General features: G+C 69.2%; 15 protein-coding genes. 7 read left to right on the top strand and 8 right to left on the bottom strand.

The features are described from left to right. Positions 1-7: 7 nt before the first annotated feature. From I7X39_RS07180 to I7X39_RS07150, 7 genes are all read right to left on the bottom strand, one after another. Positions 8-964: a peptidylprolyl isomerase gene (locus tag I7X39_RS07180; protein ID WP_198110302.1), complete on the bottom strand. Its 957-nt coding sequence runs from the start codon at positions 962-964 to the stop codon at positions 8-10. Beyond that, positions 964-2,073, bottom strand: coding sequence for an RNA 3'-terminal phosphate cyclase (gene rtcA, locus I7X39_RS07175; protein WP_198110301.1), 1,110 nt, complete (start codon positions 2,071-2,073; stop codon positions 964-966). Before rtcA ends, I7X39_RS07180 begins: the two co-directional genes overlap by 1 nt. Beyond that, on the bottom strand, positions 2,070-3,431 hold the full coding sequence (locus tag I7X39_RS07170) for a hypothetical protein (protein ID WP_198110300.1): 1,362 nt from the start codon (positions 3,429-3,431) through the stop codon (positions 2,070-2,072). Before I7X39_RS07170 ends, rtcA begins: the two co-directional genes overlap by 4 nt. Positions 3,432-3,444: 13 nt before the next feature. Then, entirely contained in the window at positions 3,445-4,254 is an 810-nt protein-coding gene (locus tag I7X39_RS07165) for a nucleotidyltransferase domain-containing protein (RefSeq protein WP_198110299.1), read from the bottom strand. 11 nt (positions 4,255-4,265) lie between these two features. Further along, a complete protein-coding gene (locus I7X39_RS07160; protein ID WP_198110298.1) occupies positions 4,266-4,874 on the bottom strand; it encodes a zinc-ribbon domain-containing protein in 609 nt (202 codons plus the stop codon). 126 nt (positions 4,875-5,000) lie between these two features. Beyond that, positions 5,001-6,212, bottom strand: a complete 1,212-nt coding sequence (locus I7X39_RS07155; RefSeq protein ID WP_198110297.1) for an RtcB family protein — start codon at positions 6,210-6,212, stop codon at positions 5,001-5,003. Between the two features lie 31 nt (positions 6,213-6,243). After that, the gene (locus I7X39_RS07150) at positions 6,244-7,014 is read right to left on the bottom strand and encodes a hypothetical protein (protein ID WP_198110296.1); all 771 of its coding nucleotides are present in this window, start codon (positions 7,012-7,014) and stop codon (positions 6,244-6,246) included. Between the two features lie 313 nt (positions 7,015-7,327). Between I7X39_RS07150 and rtcR the strand changes: the two genes are divergently transcribed. Then, complete coding sequence (gene rtcR / locus I7X39_RS07145) at positions 7,328-8,926, top strand: RNA repair transcriptional activator RtcR (protein ID WP_198110295.1); 1,599 nt, start codon at positions 7,328-7,330, stop codon at positions 8,924-8,926. Here rtcR and I7X39_RS07140 read toward each other — a convergent pair. Further along, entirely contained in the window at positions 8,890-9,480 is a 591-nt protein-coding gene (locus tag I7X39_RS07140) for a hypothetical protein (RefSeq protein WP_198110294.1), read from the bottom strand. The genes rtcR and I7X39_RS07140 overlap by 37 nt on opposite strands. Positions 9,481-9,712: 232 nt before the next feature. Between I7X39_RS07140 and I7X39_RS07135 the strand changes: the two genes are divergently transcribed. From I7X39_RS07135 to I7X39_RS07110, 6 genes are all read left to right on the top strand, one after another. Then, the gene (locus I7X39_RS07135; protein WP_198110293.1) at positions 9,713-10,714 is read left to right on the top strand and encodes an efflux RND transporter periplasmic adaptor subunit; all 1,002 of its coding nucleotides are present in this window, start codon (positions 9,713-9,715) and stop codon (positions 10,712-10,714) included. A gap of 562 nt (positions 10,715-11,276) precedes the next feature. Beyond that, positions 11,277-12,521: an FtsX-like permease family protein gene (locus I7X39_RS07130; RefSeq protein WP_198110292.1), complete on the top strand. Its 1,245-nt coding sequence runs from the start codon at positions 11,277-11,279 to the stop codon at positions 12,519-12,521. Next, positions 12,518-13,432, top strand: a complete 915-nt coding sequence (locus tag I7X39_RS07125; protein ID WP_198110291.1) for a transporter substrate-binding domain-containing protein — start codon at positions 12,518-12,520, stop codon at positions 13,430-13,432. The genes I7X39_RS07130 and I7X39_RS07125 overlap by 4 nt, the downstream gene beginning before the upstream one ends. Next, on the top strand, positions 13,429-14,121 hold the full coding sequence (locus tag I7X39_RS07120) for an ABC transporter ATP-binding protein (RefSeq protein ID WP_198110290.1): 693 nt from the start codon (positions 13,429-13,431) through the stop codon (positions 14,119-14,121). Before I7X39_RS07125 ends, I7X39_RS07120 begins: the two co-directional genes overlap by 4 nt. A 26-nt stretch (positions 14,122-14,147) precedes the next feature. Continuing rightward, entirely contained in the window at positions 14,148-14,999 is an 852-nt protein-coding gene (locus tag I7X39_RS07115) for a substrate-binding periplasmic protein (protein WP_198110289.1), read from the top strand. An 11-nt stretch (positions 15,000-15,010) separates the two neighbouring features. Beyond that, entirely contained in the window at positions 15,011-15,808 is a 798-nt protein-coding gene (locus I7X39_RS07110) for an EAL domain-containing protein (protein WP_198110288.1), read from the top strand. Positions 15,809-15,817: the final 9 nt, after the last annotated feature.

The following is a 15,817-nucleotide window of genomic DNA, read 5'->3' as shown; positions in this document are numbered from 1 at the left end:
CGGCTCCTCAGTAGCCGGCGGCAGCCGCCTGCTGCAGCAGCTCGGCCAGCGGGCCGAGGGTCTGGATCTCGGCGCTGACGGCGGGCACCAAGTAGTACACGACGCCGTCCTTGCTGCCCACATGGGCATTGGTGCCGGCGTAGTAGCGGTAGGTGTAGCCCTGGGCCGTCTGCGTGGTCGGGCTGGCCGGGGCGATGTGCTGCGGGTACATCGCCTCCAGGTAGTTCAGCACGCGGTCGGTGTCCGTGCTCGTGGCCTTGGCAGGCAGTTCCTTGGCCCAGCGCATCTGCACCACGTTGACGGCTTTGATGTTGGCGCAGGTCACCGGCACCAGGGGCTGGGCCAGCGGCAGGGTGGCCAGTGCCGTGGCCTGGGGGCCCAGCGTCGTGGTGCAGGCCCGGGCATCTACCGTGGGCAGGGCTGCCAGCGCATCCACGGTCGCCATGCTGGGTGTGCTGATGCGGCCGAACACGGTGTACCCGCCGTTGTTGCTGTCCAGATTGGTGCTGGCGCCCGCACCGTTGTTGGCCAGGTTCACGAACCACTGGCTCGTCGCGCTATTGGGCGCGTTGTCGAGCTTGGCCATGGCGATGGTTCCGCGGACATTCGAGCGCGCGGCGTTGAACTCGTTGTTCACCGGCGCGTCGGTCGGGATGGAGGCCATACGCGGGTTGCTGTCCTCATTGAAACTGAAGCCGCCTCCCTGGATGACGAAGTTTTTTACCGAGCGATGCAGCAGCCCGCCGGTGTAGGCGCCCTTGCGCACATAGCTGAGGAAGTTCGCCACCGTGGCGGGTGCATCGGTGTCGTAGAGCTGGATGTCGATCGGGCCTTTGTCCGTGGCCACGCGCACGATCGTTCCCACGGTGGGCGCGGTTTGCGCCGCGGAGGCGCCCGCCAGCATCACCCCGGCGACCAGGGCCGCCACCTTCAGCGCCATGCGCTTGGCCATCACTTGCTTCATCACGAATTTCCAAACCAGCTGCCGCGCGGCCGGGTGCCGGGCGGGTCAGGGCGCGAATTCTGGCCCAGGGGGCGGGGCAGCAATTCGACACGCACCGCATTTCCCTGCGCCTTGGTGACGTGCATCACCACGGGCAGGAATCGTTCGACCAGCCCGGCATTGGTGCGTGCGTGCTCGGTCCACTCGCTGGCGCTGAATGTCGCTCCCCTGCCAGATTGAGCCACGGCCAGGGCCAGCGGCAGCAGCCACTGGTCGGCCAGCTGCGGCCCCAGGGCCGCGCCGGTCTGCTGGTGGCGCTGCACGGCGCGCGCCACCTCGCGCGCCACGTCCTCGGCGGTGCGGCCCTTCTCACCGAAGGCGCAGAACAGTTCGGTCAGCACCTCATGCTCCAGCCGGGCCCAAAGCGCGTTGCCCGGGCCCTCGTTCTGGCGGCAGGGCAGTACCTCGAGTGCATCACCCGGCCAGTCCAGCTGGCCGGCCAAGGTCTGCAGCTCGCGCTCGGCAATCGAGCGCGGCAGCCCCGGCGCCATCGCCTGGGCGCGGCGCGCCTTCAGTGCGCCCGGTTCGAGCAGATCAAAGGGCTGCAGCGCCGCCGCCGGCGCGATGCGAACCTTCAGGCGCCCGCCACCCGCCGGATAGAAGCCGGCGCGCTGCAGCTCCAGCTCAGCTGGCGCGCCCAGGCGCGCCAGCAGGGGCGCAAAGGCCTGCTCGATGAAGGGGAAGGGCGGCGCCATCGGGTTGTGCGTGCCGCCGCTCAGCTCCAGCTCGCTGGCGCCGCCGGCCAGGGCCAGCGGCAGCCAGACGGTCTGCAGCACCAGCAGGCAGGAGCCGGCGGTGGCGATCTCGAAGCGGTAGGCGCCGGGCTGCACGGGGGCCGGCACGAAGCGCAGTTGCTGCGAACCCAGCTCCGCGCCCTGCACGGTCGCGCCCGGTGCGATGGCCTGGGCGGCCTGCACGCAGGTCAGGTGCTGGCGCATCAGCCCCGGCTTGGGGCGGCGCCCGCGGATGCCGGTCAGGGTGATGGGGGTGCCGGTGAGCAGGGACAGGCTCAGGCTGCTGCGCAGCACCTGGCCGCCGCCTTCGCCGGCGGAGGCGTCGATGTCGATCATTGGGCTTCTTTGAGATTTGGGTGTTTGGTAATCGCCTGGCTCCACAAGGCGGCAAGCTCGACTGATTCGGACTCGCTGGGCGCATACACACTGCGCCGCAGCCGTGCGCTTGCAGCGTGGAGGGCCCGATGCAAATGCTTGGGGATCTCGTTCCGCAGCAGGGTCAACTGCAGGACCATTCGCAGGCCAGCGACAGCTCCAAACACCTGCGCCGCACTCAGAACCTGGGGCCATGCATCGGGATGCTCCCGGCCCAATGCCAGCAGCTGGCTTGTGTCGCACAGCGCATGTCCCCGGCGAATGGCTCGAACGCCCAGCTTGCGAAGTTTGGGTGCTGGGTCTGCCAGTGTCCGGAGTGCCAGGGCGCCCCTTTCCGTGCCTGATGCAGCCTTCAGCGCCAGATGGAAGGCCGACAGGCGTGTGCGGGGCTCCGCATCTGTCTGTAGGGACGAGATCCAGGGTTGGCAGGCGCGCGAATCGACCAGGTAAAGGGTTTCAAGGGCGGCCCCGCGCAGGCCCGAAGGTCTGTCTGAGCAGCTGCCGCTCAGCGCGCTGACGCAGGCCTCACGCAGGCGCTCCTTGAGCGCTGTGTCGGCGTGAAAACAAAGCCACTCGCGCGTTGCCCGGTGCGGCCCCAACGCCAAGGCGACGGCATCGGGCGGAGGGAACTGCCCTTCGGCTTGGCGTTGCCTTAGCACCAGCAGGCGCAGGCGTGGCAAGCGGATCTGGTTCAAAGCGGCCAGCACCTCGGGGCGGCTGCTGAACTCGGAGTCCGCTGCGAGCGCGACTGCCAGCGCGGCGCGCGCCACCACGGCGTCAGGTCCGGTCAGTGCGGCCACAAGGCCCTGGGTGCGTTCTGGGAGCGTGCCGGCGAGCCATCCAGATTGCGCGACCCAGCGGCGAGCAGCCACGCCGTAGCTTGGCATGGCCTGCATCAACGCCCGACGGCGCGAGGGGCTCGAAAAGAAGAAGGTCTGAACCTGCTCGATGAATGCGCGCTGATCCGATCGCCCAGCACGCAGCAGGGCTACGACGGCTGGCAGCTCCTCGATCCAGACCAACTCCAGGTCATCGACGAGCAGGGCGATGGCGGCCGTATTCGCTGCGGTGCGCACGGGGGCGACCCAGTCGTTCAGTCGGGCCAGCACGAAGCGGAGCGCCTGGGCGCGGACTTCGACAGGAAGTCCGGCAATGCGCTTCAGCGCATCTTCCCTGCGATAGCCGTTGGTCGAGGTGCAGTCCTCGATCCAGTGCAGCCACGAGGTGGGCGGGCAGTGAAGTGAACGTGTGAGTTCTGTGGCGGACCCCGCACGCTCGCGCAGTTGCCTCAGCCAGTCCTTGAATGGAAACGAATGCATTGAAGTCAGTCAATCACCGCAGTTGATTCAGCACGCAGTCGGCCAGGAAGGCATCCAGGGCCGCGAACGGCTGCCGCTCGCCTTTGGCGGGCGCCTGCTGCGTCGCCCGTTCCAGCTCGCGGTCGATGAAGGCGCGCAGCGCCGGCCGCGCGGCACCGCGCTCGGCCTCGCCGGCGCGCATCTTTACGGCCAGCAGCTCGTTGATGGCGTCGATCAGCTCGGCTTCATGCAGCACGCTTTCCGCCAGCTCGGCAAACACCATCGGCGGCGCATCGCTGCGCTCGCGCAGCCAGCGCGCCGCCAGCAGCGGACGCAGCACGTACAGGTATTTCTTCAGCCGCACCGTTTCGCCCTTCAGGTGCTCGCGGTCGTTCTTGCGTGCCATCGACACATAGTGGTGGTAGGCCCGGTCGCGCGCAAAGAAGCGCTCGGTCAGTTCGCGCAGTTGCGCGGCGCGTTGGGCGTGCTGGCGGTAGACCACCGGCGAGCGCAGCCACTCCAGCAGCGTGGGGTTGGACTCACCGCCCAGCTCCAGCGCCTTGCGCAGGTCCCAGCCGCTGATGTCCAGCTCGGCGTCGATCGGGCACTCGATGACCTCGCGCTCCGGTCGCACCGTCAGGTAGCGCGCGGGCCGGCGCAGATAGACGAAGCGCACGTCGTAATCGCTGTCTGGCGAGGCGAAGCCCCAGGCGCGGCTGCCAGATTCGCAGGCGTAGAGGATCTGGACCTCGTGCTCGGTTTCGATGCGGGCGAGTTCGTGGTCAATGCGCTCGCGGGTGGCGGGGGCGATGGGGTGGGCGGTGAAGAGCTTGTTGTTCTTCATGTGAGTTCTTGCTAGGCCCGCCGCATAGCGAGCACCTTGTTCATTGCGTGGCCGGCGTCGGTGCGGCGGCCTTCCGCGCATTCGCGCATCGCGGCCTCGCTGGCTTTCCGCAGCGATTCGACATCGCTCCAGCGGCACAGGACCTTGACGGCGGTGACGCGCAAGCCATCCCACTTCGAGTGCAGGGCTGCTTCTGCGCTTGCACGAGCGTTCGGTGTCGGCTCCCGATCGCCGAGCGCTCGCAATGCTTGCACCTCACAACGAAGTCGCAATGCGGCGTCGCCGCTTGCCTCCACCAGCTGCCGCCTTGCGCGGCGGCAGTCGAGGCAGCGTACTGCTTGGGAGGCAATGGGCTTCTGCAACTCCTCGTACCACCACTTCTGCTGCGTGCCGGTCCAGACCGCTTCGGCGCTGCAGTCGCGGCACACAAAGGGACGATCCAGATAGAAGCGAGGCAACAGGCCGTAGGTGTTGTTGTGGGTGAGTTTGGCGGGATCCGCGGGCACGGCGTCGGCCGACACGGCCTGGGTGCGCTGGCCGGGCTTGGCCGTGTTCATCGCCATTGCGCGCTGGTGGCGGCGGGCCTTGATTTCCTGGCGGCGTTGCTTGTTGCTTTTCATACTCACCTGCTCTTCGACGATTGCCGGCCTGCCGTACTGACACCAGCTCCCCAGCCACGCCGCGCGGGACGCGGCGTGTCCTTCGATGGGCGTCAGACAGCCCTCAGAGCTGTCCTCGGTCCCATCTCAGCCCTTAACGCACACCACCTGCTTCAAGGTATGCACCACCTCCACCAAATCCTCCTGCGCCGCCATCACCGCATCGATGTCCTTGTAGGCCATCGGGATCTCGTCGATCACGTCGGCGTCCTTGCGGCACTCCACGCCCTCGGTGGCCTTGATCTGATCGGCCACCGTGTAGCGCTTCTTCGCCGCGGTGCGGCTCATCGTGCGGCCGGCGCCGTGTGAGCAGCTCTCGAAGCTTTCGGGGTTCCCCTTCCCTCGCACGATGTAGGAGCGCGCCCCCATCGAGCCCGGAATGATCCCCAGCTGCCCCTTCTTCGCGCTCACCGCGCCCTTGCGGGTCACGAACACGTCTTCACCGAAGTGGCGCTCCTGCTGCACGTAGTTGTGGTGGCAGTTCACCGCTTCGATGTGGCTCTCGAACGGCTTGGTGATGACCTTCTTCACCACGGCGATCAGATTGGCCATCATCACTTCGCGGTTCTTCTGCGCGAAGCGCTGCGCCCAGCCCACGGCCTGCACGTAGTCGCCGAAGTACTGCGCGCCTTCGTCGAAGTAGGCCAGGTCCTTGTCCGGCAGGTTGCGCTGGTGCAGCTCGGCGTCCTTCTTCGCCAGTTCGATGAAGTGGTTGCCGATGGCGTTTCCCACCCCGCGCGAACCGCTGTGCAGCATGAACCAGACGAAGCCCAGCTCATCCAGGCAGACCTCGATGAAGTGGTTGCCGGTTCCCAGGGTTCCGAGGTGCTTGCGGTTGTTGGTGTTCTTGAGGCGCGGGTGCTTCTCGCAGATTTGCTCGAACTCGCCCACCAGGCCGGACCAGATCTGGTCCACCGTCTCGGGCGGGGTGTCCCAGGCGCCCACGTCGCGCGGCCCCGGGGTGCGGCCGTGCGGCACGGCGCGCTCGATGGCGCTGCGCAACGGGGCCAGGTTGTCGGGCAAATCTTCGGCACGCAGGGTGGTCTTGCAGGCCATCATTCCGCAGCCGATGTCCACCCCCACCGCGGCCGGAATGATGGCCTTGAGCGTGGGGATCACCGAGCCGATGGTGGCGCCGATGCCGAGGTGCACGTCCGGCATGGCGGCGATGTGCTTGAAGACGATGGGCAACTGGGCGGCGTTGGCCAGTTGCTTTTGGGCGTCGGCCTCGACAGGGACGCCTTTCGTCCACATCTTGACGGGCACGCCGCCGGCGGGTTTGAGTTCGTTGTAGTTCATGGGGCTCCTTGGGCTTCTTGTGGGATTGTTCTCAGAGAGTCAGGTGGTCGAACACGGCGTCGACCATGGTGGCGATGGCGGTGTGGCCCCAGGGCGGGTGCTGGGCAACCCGGGCCAACAGATCAGCGTCCATCAGCTTGCGCGTGAAGGCGGCCTGGGTGGCAGGGCTTTCCAACCACTCGCGCATCAGGGCCCGGAAGGCTGGGCGGTCACCCGCGAAGGCCGAGCCGATGTCACCGGTGGGCAGGTAGTCCCAGTAGACGGCGTGCACGAAGGCCAAGGTGGACTGCGGGTGCTCCATCGCAGCCCAGTGCTGCAGCAGGGGGCGCACCTCCAGCCCGGCGTAGTCCGCCATCAGCAGCAGGCCGATCGGATCGTCGGCCCGGTACCACTGGCCCTCCCTGCAGGCCTGCCCGCTCATGTGGGCGTCGAAGTAGGCCAGCATGAAGTCGTTCAGTACGGCGCGCTCGGCCTCGGTGAACGAGTCAGCGGGGCAGCAGCCCACCCGGTCCAGCGTGACCTCGATCGAGTGGCGCAGATCGTGCCCCTCGGCCAGCAGCTCCAGCCAGCGCGGCAGCAGGTACTTGATCTCCGCGGCGGGCTGAACCCCCATCGCACCATCGGCGTACTCCCAGAAGTGGCGGGCGCTCAGTTGCTGTAGGGGCAGGCTGCGCATCTCCTGCTCCAGCTCGGGTGGCATGCAGCAGCCCGTGCAGACATTCAGCGGCAGGGTGGGCGCAGAGCGACGCCCGAACACGCGGTAGGCGTTCTGAACGGCAGCGAGAAGCGAGGGCGTGGACATGGGGCTTTGCATGGATCGGTCAGTGGTCACCCCCGGCGCCTGGCCGGCGCAGCCGAACCGTGGTGAAACGGTGCTGCGCCGGCCCGACCGTCCGAGGCTCCGGGCCCCGGCCGCTTGGGTTGCCCTTGTTTGGCAGGGGCCGCCCAGGAGGTGGTTTCGATGCCTTCTTCATTGCAGGAGCTGTGCCAGTCCGGCTCAAGTGCGTCACGAATCTTGTAAGTCATTGATTTGATTTGGTCGTGCCTCCGGTCTCGGTCACTTATCGCCGAGCCAGCTCCAAGGAGGCTATCTATGGAGCTCGTAAACTAGCCAAATGGCTAGCCCGAAAACCGTCGTCATCGGCTTCCTCGGCTCCCAGCTCGACGCCGGCCAGGGTGCCGGGCGCTGGGAGAAGTGGCGGCCGACGCTGTCCATCGTTCAGCACGAGGACATGGCGGTGCAGCGCTTCGAGCTGCTGTATTCGCCCCAGCACCGCAGCTTGGCCGAGTTGGTGGCGGCGGATGTGCACACGGTCTCGCCCGAGACGACGGTGAACCTCGTGGAGATGCCGCTGAAGGACCCCTGGGACTTCGGCGAGGTCTACGCCGCGCTGTACGACTGGGTGCGCGCCTACCGCTTCGACACCGAGCGCGAGCGCTACTGGGTGCACATCACCACCGGCACCCATGTGGCGCAGATCTGCATGTACTTGCTGGCCGAGGCGCGCTTCATCCCAGGCCCCCTGCTGCAGACCTCGCCGCCGCGCAAGCAGAAGGCCGGCAACCCCGGCAGCTACGCGCTGATCGATCTGGACCTGAGCAAGTACGACCAGATCGCCCAGCGCTTCGAGCGCGCGCACGCCGATGCGGTGAGCTTCCTGAAGGCCGGCATCGCCACCCAGAGCCCGCGCTTCAACGCCTTGATCGACGAGGTGGAGCGTGTGGCCGTGCGTTCGAAGGCGCCGGTGCTGCTGATCGGGCCCACGGGCGCGGGCAAGTCGCATCTGGCGCGGCGCATGTACGAACTGAAGAAGGCGCGCCACCAGCTCGCCGGGCCCTTCGTGGAGGTGAACTGCGCCACCTTGAGGGGCGACGGCGCAGCCTCGGCGCTGTTCGGGCACAAGAAGGGCGCCTACACGGGCGCGCAGGCCGAGCGCGCGGGCTATCTGCGCAGCGCCCACCAGGGCCTGCTGTTCCTGGACGAGATTGGCGAGCTGGGTCTGGACGAGCAGGCCATGCTGCTCAAGGCCATCGAGGAAAAGCGCTTCTACCCGCTGGGCAGCGACGCCGAGGTGGAGAGCGACTTCCAGCTGGTGGCCGGCACGCACCGAGACCTGCGCGCCGAAGTGGCCGCCGGGCGCTTCCGCGACGACCTGTTCGCGCGCATCAACCTTTGGACGTACGCGCTGCCGGGCCTGGCCGAGCGCAGCGAGGACATCGCGCCCAATATCGAGCACCTGCTGCAGCTGCACGCGCGCGAGACCGGCCAGGTGGCGCGCTTCAACGTGGAGGCGCGCGAGCGCTACCTGCGCTTTGCGCGCAGCGCCGAGGCTTGTTGGCGCGGCAACTTCCGTGATCTCTCCGCCTCGATCACCCGCCTGGCCACCTTGGCCGAGGGCGGGCGCATCGGCCTGGAGCTGGTGGAGGCCGAGATCGAGCGCCTGCGCTGGCTGTGGCGGCGTCAGAACGAGGCCACGCAGGGGCGTGCCGAGGCCTTGCTGGGCCCTGAGGCCTGGGCGGCGCTGGACCACTTCGACCAGCTGCAGCTGGACGCCGTGCTGGCCGTCTGCGCCAAGGCGCCCAGCCTGAGCGAGGCCGGGCGGCAGCTGTTCAATGTGAGCCGCACCCAGCGCAGCGTGGTGAACGATGCCGACCGCCTGCGCAAGTACCTCGGGCGCTATGGCTTGAGCTGGGAGCGCGTCGCAGGTCGCTGAGCGGGCAGCAGCGCCGTGTGCAGGGAGGCTGCACCCACGCGGCCGCCGGCAGGGTGCAGGCGCGCGAGCAGCTGGCGGGCCAGGCCTTGCACCAGATCGTCCGGCTCATGCGGGGGCGTGGGGTCCACGTCAGGCGGGGGCTGCATCCACATCAGGCTGTTGCCCTCGCTCAGTTCCGCACGGGCCAGCGCCTGGGTGGGCAGCTCCACGCGCGGTGTGACCACCACCCAGGGGCAGGGCAGACCGAACTGGACGTCAAAGTGCTGGGCGGCGGTTTCGATCAGCAGATGCCCCGCAGCACAGACCACATGGCCATCCCAGGTGCCCGGCTTGTGGCGCCCGCCGATGAAGCCGATCACATGGTTGTGGTGCGGGCCGAGGTGCCAGAGCTGGCAGGGCTGCAGCTGGGCGGGCACACCGCAGGCCTGCAGCACGCGCAGGCACACCCCGGCCGTGACGGCGCAGTAGGTCTTGTAGCGGGCCGGAACGACCTGGTACAGGCTGTGCGCCAGGCGGTCGACCAGCGCGACCTGCTCGGGTGTCAGGTGCTGCATGCGCGGCGGGTGGGCGGGCGGGGACGGAGCAAGTCTAGGCATCACGAGGACCCTTGGGTGTCAGCAAACGTGCGGCGCCCTGCGCGGGTGAGGGCGTGGGCTGCCATGCTGGCGGCGCGCGGTCTGGCGTGTGTGACCTTGGCGTCATGAAAGGTAAAGCGGCGGCCCGCCCGCCAGGGCTTTGCGCCCGAGCAAAGCCCCGAGCGGCCCGGCAGCGGCAAGATGCGCCCCCATGACGCAAAGAAGACGATGGTTCGCGCTGCTGGGCGTGCTGGTGCTGCTGGTGGGGGGAGCGTGGGCCTGGTGGGCCCGGCCGGCGCCGGTGCAGTTGGTGGGGGCCACGCGCGGCGAGGCCATCGAGGCCGTGTTCGCCACCGGCAGCGTGGAGCCGGTGCTGCAGCTGCCGGTCGCACCGCGGGTGGGCGGGCGGGTCATCGAGCTGTTGGTGGACGAGGGCCAGGCGGTGAAGAAGGGCCAGCTGCTGGCGCGCCTGGAAACCGCCGAGCTGGAGGCCCAGCTGCAGGAGCTGGCGGCGCGCGAGCGCCAGGCCCAGCTGGCGCTGGACCGTGTGGAGACCCTGGTCAAGCAGAACTTCATGGCCGCCAGCGAGGCCGACCGCACGCGCGCCGAGCGCGACGCCGTGCGCGCGCAGATCGAGCGCGTGCGCGCCCAGCGCGCCTATGCCCTGCTGCACGCGCCGGTGGCCGGCCTGGTGCTGAGGCGTGACGCCGAACCCGGCCAGTTCTTCGCCGCCGGCCAGCCCCTGCTCTACCTGGGTGACGCGCTGAAGCTGCGCGTCAGCGCCGAGGTGGACGAGGAGGACATCCCGCGCGTGCAGCCCGGCATGCCCGTGGTGCTGCGCGCCCAGGCCCTCGGCGCCCAGGTGTTCGACGGCAAGGTGGACAGCATCACCCCGCGCGGCGACCCGGTGGCACGCAGCTACCGCGTGCGCATTGCCCTGAGCGCACCGCCTGCCGCCCTGCGCGTGGGCATGACGGTGGATGCCAACCTGATCGCCGCGCGCCGGGCCGATGCGCTGCTCCTGCCGACCGCCGCCGTGCTGAAGGGGCAGGTGTGGCAGGTGGTGGAGGGGCGGGCGCGGGCTTTGAAGGTGCAGGTGGGGGCGAGCGGCAATGGGCGAGTGGAGGTGCGAACCGGCTTGCCGGCCGATGCGCGGGTCATTGCGAAGCCGGAAGGGTTGGTGGAGGGGCAACGGGTGCGGGTGGCGCCGTGAACGTTGGTGTTCTCTCGTTGCAGCCCGCAGGGGTCTTCAACCCCTGCACCCCGACCCGCATTTCTTTGCTGCGCCAAAGAAACGCGGGGAAAAGAAAGGCGCCAATGCGCACAGTCGCCCTAGGGGCGAACTGTGATGGCGGTGCTTGGGCTCACACTGAGACGAGCCCTCATCTGACTTCGACGGGCAGGACAACGAAGGCGCCCGGAGTACCGGTCGTCCCGGGCACCGCAGACCATCACCCGCTGCGCTCCGAAGAACAGACCCCCAATGAGCACCAAACCCTTCCGTTCGCCGGTTGGGGCTCCATTCATCGCAGAGAGCCCGCAATGGTTTGCGGTGGTCTAGACGGCCGGTACTCCGGCCAGCTTAGCGGGCAGTTTTTCCCAGTCCCAGGAGGGGTGTGGGAGCCCTGTGAGCCAGCCGTGCAATCGCGGCCGGCCCGAGGCCGGCTGCGTGCATTGGCGCCTTTCTTTGCCCTGCGTTTCATTGGCGCAGCAAAGAAATGCGGGTCGGGGCTTGGGGCTGAAGCCCCCAAGGGCTCGTTGCAAGGGGCGCCCAAGTGAGCGTCGTCCTCTCCGTCGCCTGGGCCCACCTCATCGGCCGCAAGCGCCAGACCCTGGTCGCACTCGGCGGTGTCATCCTCGGCGTGGCCTTTTTCCTGGCCACCTCCAGCCTGATGCGCGGCTCCGAGCGCGACTTCCTGCAGCGCCTGGTGGACAACGCGCCGCACATCACCGTCTACGACGAATACCGCGAAGCCCAACCCCAACCCGCCGCGCTGCGCTGGCCCGCCGCCGCGCTGGAGCTGCCGCGCGTCAAGCCGCAGCGCGAGAACCGCGGCATCCGCGGCTGGCCGCGCATGCTGGAGGCGCTGCGCCAGCAGCCCGGCCTGCGCGTGGCGCCGGTGCTCAACGGCGCCGTGGTGCTCAGCTTCGCCGGCCGCGTGCAGGGCGTGCAACTGCAGGGCATCGAGCCCGAGGCGATGCGCGGGGTCTCGACCATCGAGTCCAAGATGACCGAGGGCAATCTGGACAGCCTGAATGCCGACCCGAACGGCATCGTGCTCGGCGCCGGGCTGATGAAGCAGTTCCAGCTGCGCGTGGGTGGCACCGTCAGCGTGGTGGCGGCCTCGGGCCTGGCGCGGCAGATGAAGGTGGTCGGGGTGTTCTACACCGGCAACCAGGGCTACGACGAGGGCCAGGCCTTCGTGAAGCTGCAGCGCGCCCAGGCCCTGCTGGGGCGCGAGAACCGCGCCAACCGGCTGATCCTGCAGCTCGACGACGTGCAGGCCGCCGGCCAGCTGGCGCCGCGCATCGAGGCCGAGTGGGGCTACAAGGCGGTGGCCTGGAGCGAGGCGAATCAGGACATCCTGGCCCTGCTCGTCATCCGCAACCTCATCATGTACACCGTGGTGTCGGCCATCCTGGTGGTGGCCAGCCTGGGCATCTACAACACCCTGAGCACCGTGGCGCTGGAAAAGACCAAGGACATCGCCATCCTCAAGAGCATGGGCTTTCACGCCAACGAGCTGCAGCGCATCTTTTTGCTGCAGGGCGCGGCGGTGGGCGTGGTGGGCAGCCTGCTCGGCCTGGCCCTGGGCGCCCTGCTGATGCATGCGCTCGGGCAGGTGGCGGTGAAGCCGCCCGGCGCGGTGGAGGTGACGAACCTGCCGCTGTACTGGGGGGCCGAGCAGTTCGCGCTGGCGGCCGGCTTCGCCCTGGCTTCGGCGCTGGCGGCGGCCTGGCTGCCAGCGCGCAAGGCCGCCCGCGTGCACCCGGTGGACATCCTGCGGGGGGCAGCGTGAGCAACGGCCTCGCCAGGCCGCTGCGCCGGCGCGCGCTGGCCCGCGTGGCCGTTGCCGCGGCGGCGGGGAGCTGGCAGCCGGGTGGTGCCAACACGTCGGTGCTGGAGGTCGTCTACCCCCGGCTGGCGGAGCGCCCGGTCGATGCCTATGGCTACCGCCTGCTGGAGCTGGCCCTGCAGCGCTCGGGCGAGCCCTTCCAGCTGCGACTGACGGATGCGCCCCTGTCCTCGCGCCGGGCGCGCGAGGAACTGGCCGCGGGCCGCGTGCAGGTGCTCGACGGCGGCATCTCCCGCGAGGCCGAGGCCGCCTTCGACCTCGTGCCCTTTGCCCTGGATCTGGGCCTGAGCGGCCTGCGCCAGCTGCTGGCGCGGCGCAGCCTGCTGCCGGTGCTGGCGGAGGTTCGCACCCTGCAGGATCTGAAGGCGCTTCGCTTCGGTCAGGGCGATGAGTGGGTGGACACGCGCATCCTGCGCGCCGCCGGCCTGCGCGTGGACACCAGCCAGTTCCTGAACCTGTTCCGCATGCTCGAAGCCGGCCGCTTCGATCTCTACCCGTTGGGGGTGGAGGAGATCCATGCGGCACTGCGCCAGCACCAGGCCCTGGCGCCTTCGGCCGTGTTGGTGCCGGGGCTGGCCCTGCACTACCCGCTGGCCCGCAAGTTCATGGTGACGCGCGGCCACACCCGGCTGCGCGAGGCCCTGCTGCGCGGCCTGCAGCAGGCCCACGCCGAGGGCGCGGTGCTGGCGGTGCTGCAGCTGCAAGCCGGCCTGGCGCCGCTGCTGGGCCCCCGCGCCCAGGTCCCGGAGCGCATCGTGCGCCTGCCCAACCCCGAGCTACCCGCGGTCTACCGCCAGGTGCCGGCCAGCGCCCTGCACCCGCTCGTACGCCCGCTCGCCGGGGGGGCGGCATGACGGCCCTGCTGCAGGCCCGCGAGCTGACACGCACGCTGCCGGGCGATGTGCCCGTGACGCTGGTGGAACGCGTCAGCCTGGACATCGAGCGCGGCGAGTTCGTCTCCATCGTCGGCCCCTCCGGTTCGGGCAAGAGCTCGCTGCTCTACCTGCTCGGCCTGCTGGACCGCCCCAGCAGCGGCAGCCTGGTGCTGGACGGCCAGGACACCCATGACCTGGACGACAACCGCCTGGCCGACACGCGCCTGGCCAAGCTCGGCTTCGTGTTCCAGTTCCACTTCCTGCTGCCCGAGTTCAGCCTGCTGGACAACGTGGCGCTGCCGATGCGCCGCCTCGGCCGCCTGAAGGAGCCCGCCATCCGCGCGCGCGCGCACGCCCTGTTGGAGCGGCTGGGCCTGCAGGGACATGGGCACAAGCGCCCGCACCAGATCAGCGGCGGGCAGCGCCAGCGCGTGGCGATTGCGCGCGCGCTGGCCAACGAACCCCTGGTGATCCTGGCCGACGAGCCCACCGGCAACCTGGATTCCGCCAGCAGCGCCAATGTGCGCAGCATCCTGCGCGAGCTCTGCCGCGAGCAGCAAACCACCGTGGTGACGGTGACGCACGACCCGCATTTCGCCGAGGCCGCCGACCGCGTGCTGACCCTGGTGGACGGGCACCTGCAAACCGACCAGAGCCTCTTAGACTGAGCCTTCCCGATCCATGGAGGGCGCCCATGCAGCGTCGTGCCCTGTTCGCGCTGAGCCCCGGCCTGGGCCTGCTGCCGCGCGCGCAGGCCGAACCGCTGGAGGTGGTGTACCCGCGCGTGGATGAACGTGGCGAGCAGGCCTATGGCTACCGCCTGCTGGACCTGGCCCTGCGCAAGAGCGGCCAGCCCTACCAGTTGCACATGGGCGAAGAGACCTTGGGGCCGCAAGGCCTTCGCCGCGCCCTGGGCAGTGGTGCCGTGGACGTGATGGACATGGGTACCGGCCCCGAGCTGGAAGACCGCTACGAGCCGGTGTTCTTCCCCATCGACCTGGGCCTGAGCGGCTGGCGCTGCCTGCTGGTGCGGCACGACCGCGCCGCCGAGGTGGCGGCCGTGCGCAACCTGGCCGGCTTGCGCCGCTTTCGCGTCGGCCAGGGGCCCGGCTGGGCCGATCAGCGCATCCTGGAGGCCGCCGGCCTGGCGGTGGACACGGCCCCGTTCAAGGCCCTGTTCCGCATGCTGCAGGGCGGCCGCTTCGATGTGCTGCCCCTGGGCATCGAAGAGGCGCAGGAGCAGCTGCAGCGCCACCGGGCGCTGGCGCCCGATTGCGAGGTGTTGGAGCGACCCCTGCTGCATTACCGCTTTGCGCGTCTGTATTTCGTCGCCCCCGGCCGCCTGGCCTTGCGCGACGCGTTACAACGCGGGCTGGAGTCGGCATTCGAGGACGGCAGCCTGCGCCGCCTGCTGGCGGCCAGCCCGGGTTTCGCGCGCTGGCTGCAGCGCACCGAGCCCTTGCGGGCGCAGGTGCTGGAATTGCCCAACCCCGGGTTGTCGGCGCGTTTTCGCGCCATGCCCGAGCGCTATTTCGCCCGTCTCTGATGGAGGACTGAATGGCTTCGGCCCACCCCGTATTTCCATCCAACTTCACGCCATTGCAGGGCAGCGCCGCCGACTGCGAATCCTGCGCACGCGGCGATGCGCTCGGTTTTGACTTCCGCTTCGCCTTCCAACCCATCGTGGACCTGGGCACGCGCAGCGTGTTCGCCCGCGAAGCCCTGGTGCGCGGCACCGAGGGCCAGGGCGCCGGCTGGGTGCTGGACCAGGTGCACGACGGCAATCGCTACCGCTTCGACCAGGCCTGTCGCGTCAAGGCCATCAAGATGGCCGCCGAGCAGGGCCTGAGCGAGCGCATCTCGATCAACTTTCTGCCCAACGCCATCTACCGGCCCGAGGTCTGCATCCGCACCACCCTGGCGGCGGCGCGCACCCACGGCTTTCCGTTGGAACGCATCATTTTTGAGGTGACGGAGGGCGAGCAGGTCGAGGACGGCGCCTGGCTGGCCGAGATCCTGCGCGAGTACCGCCGCACCGGCTTCCTGACGGCGATCGACGACTTCGGCGCCGGCTATGCCGGGCTCAAGCTGCTGGCCGATTTCCAGCCCGATCTGGTCAAGCTCGACATGCACCTGGTGCGCGGCATCGATGCCGACAAACCGCGCCGCGCCATCGTGCGCGGCCTGCTGGCCACCTGCGCGGAGCTCGGCATCCAGGTGATTGCCGAGGGCATCGAGACGCGGGCCGAGCGCGATGCGCTGGCCGATCTGGGTGTGCGCCTGATGCAGGGCTACTGGTTCGCCCGCCCCAGCCTGGACGCCGTGGTGGCGCCGCTGGCGGGCAGCTTGGACTGAGCCGGCGCC

This window comes from Inhella proteolytica (assembly GCF_016093275.1).
Taxonomy (GTDB): Bacteria; Pseudomonadota; Gammaproteobacteria; order Burkholderiales; family Burkholderiaceae_C; genus Inhella; species Inhella proteolytica.
This window is presented reverse-complemented; position numbering and strand designations above follow the sequence as displayed.

Excerpts from the sequence above, each read along its gene's own strand:
- I7X39_RS07165 (WP_198110299.1), bottom strand. The coding sequence starts at position 4,254 with ATGAAGAACAACAAGCTCTTCACCGCCCACCCCATCGCCCCCGCCACC.
- I7X39_RS07155 (WP_198110297.1), bottom strand. The coding sequence starts at position 6,212 with ATGAACTACAACGAACTCAAACCCGCCGGCGGCGTGCCCGTCAAGATG.
- I7X39_RS07170 (WP_198110300.1), bottom strand. The coding sequence starts at position 3,431 with ATGCATTCGTTTCCATTCAAGGACTGGCTGAGGCAACTGCGCGAGCGT.
- I7X39_RS07150 (WP_198110296.1), bottom strand. The coding sequence starts at position 7,014 with ATGTCCACGCCCTCGCTTCTCGCTGCCGTTCAGAACGCCTACCGCGTG.
- rtcR (WP_198110295.1), top strand. The coding sequence starts at position 7,328 with ATGGCTAGCCCGAAAACCGTCGTCATCGGCTTCCTCGGCTCCCAGCTC.
- I7X39_RS07135 (WP_198110293.1), top strand. The coding sequence starts at position 9,713 with ATGACGCAAAGAAGACGATGGTTCGCGCTGCTGGGCGTGCTGGTGCTG.
- I7X39_RS07115 (WP_198110289.1), top strand. The coding sequence starts at position 14,148 with ATGCAGCGTCGTGCCCTGTTCGCGCTGAGCCCCGGCCTGGGCCTGCTG.
- I7X39_RS07110 (WP_198110288.1), top strand. The coding sequence starts at position 15,011 with ATGGCTTCGGCCCACCCCGTATTTCCATCCAACTTCACGCCATTGCAG.
- I7X39_RS07160 (WP_198110298.1), bottom strand. The coding sequence starts at position 4,874 with ATGAAAAGCAACAAGCAACGCCGCCAGGAAATCAAGGCCCGCCGCCAC.
- rtcA (WP_198110301.1), bottom strand. The coding sequence starts at position 2,073 with ATGATCGACATCGACGCCTCCGCCGGCGAAGGCGGCGGCCAGGTGCTG.
- I7X39_RS07140 (WP_198110294.1), bottom strand. The coding sequence starts at position 9,480 with ATGCAGCACCTGACACCCGAGCAGGTCGCGCTGGTCGACCGCCTGGCG.
- I7X39_RS07180 (WP_198110302.1), bottom strand. The coding sequence starts at position 964 with ATGAAGCAAGTGATGGCCAAGCGCATGGCGCTGAAGGTGGCGGCCCTG.
- I7X39_RS07120 (WP_198110290.1), top strand. The coding sequence starts at position 13,429 with ATGACGGCCCTGCTGCAGGCCCGCGAGCTGACACGCACGCTGCCGGGC.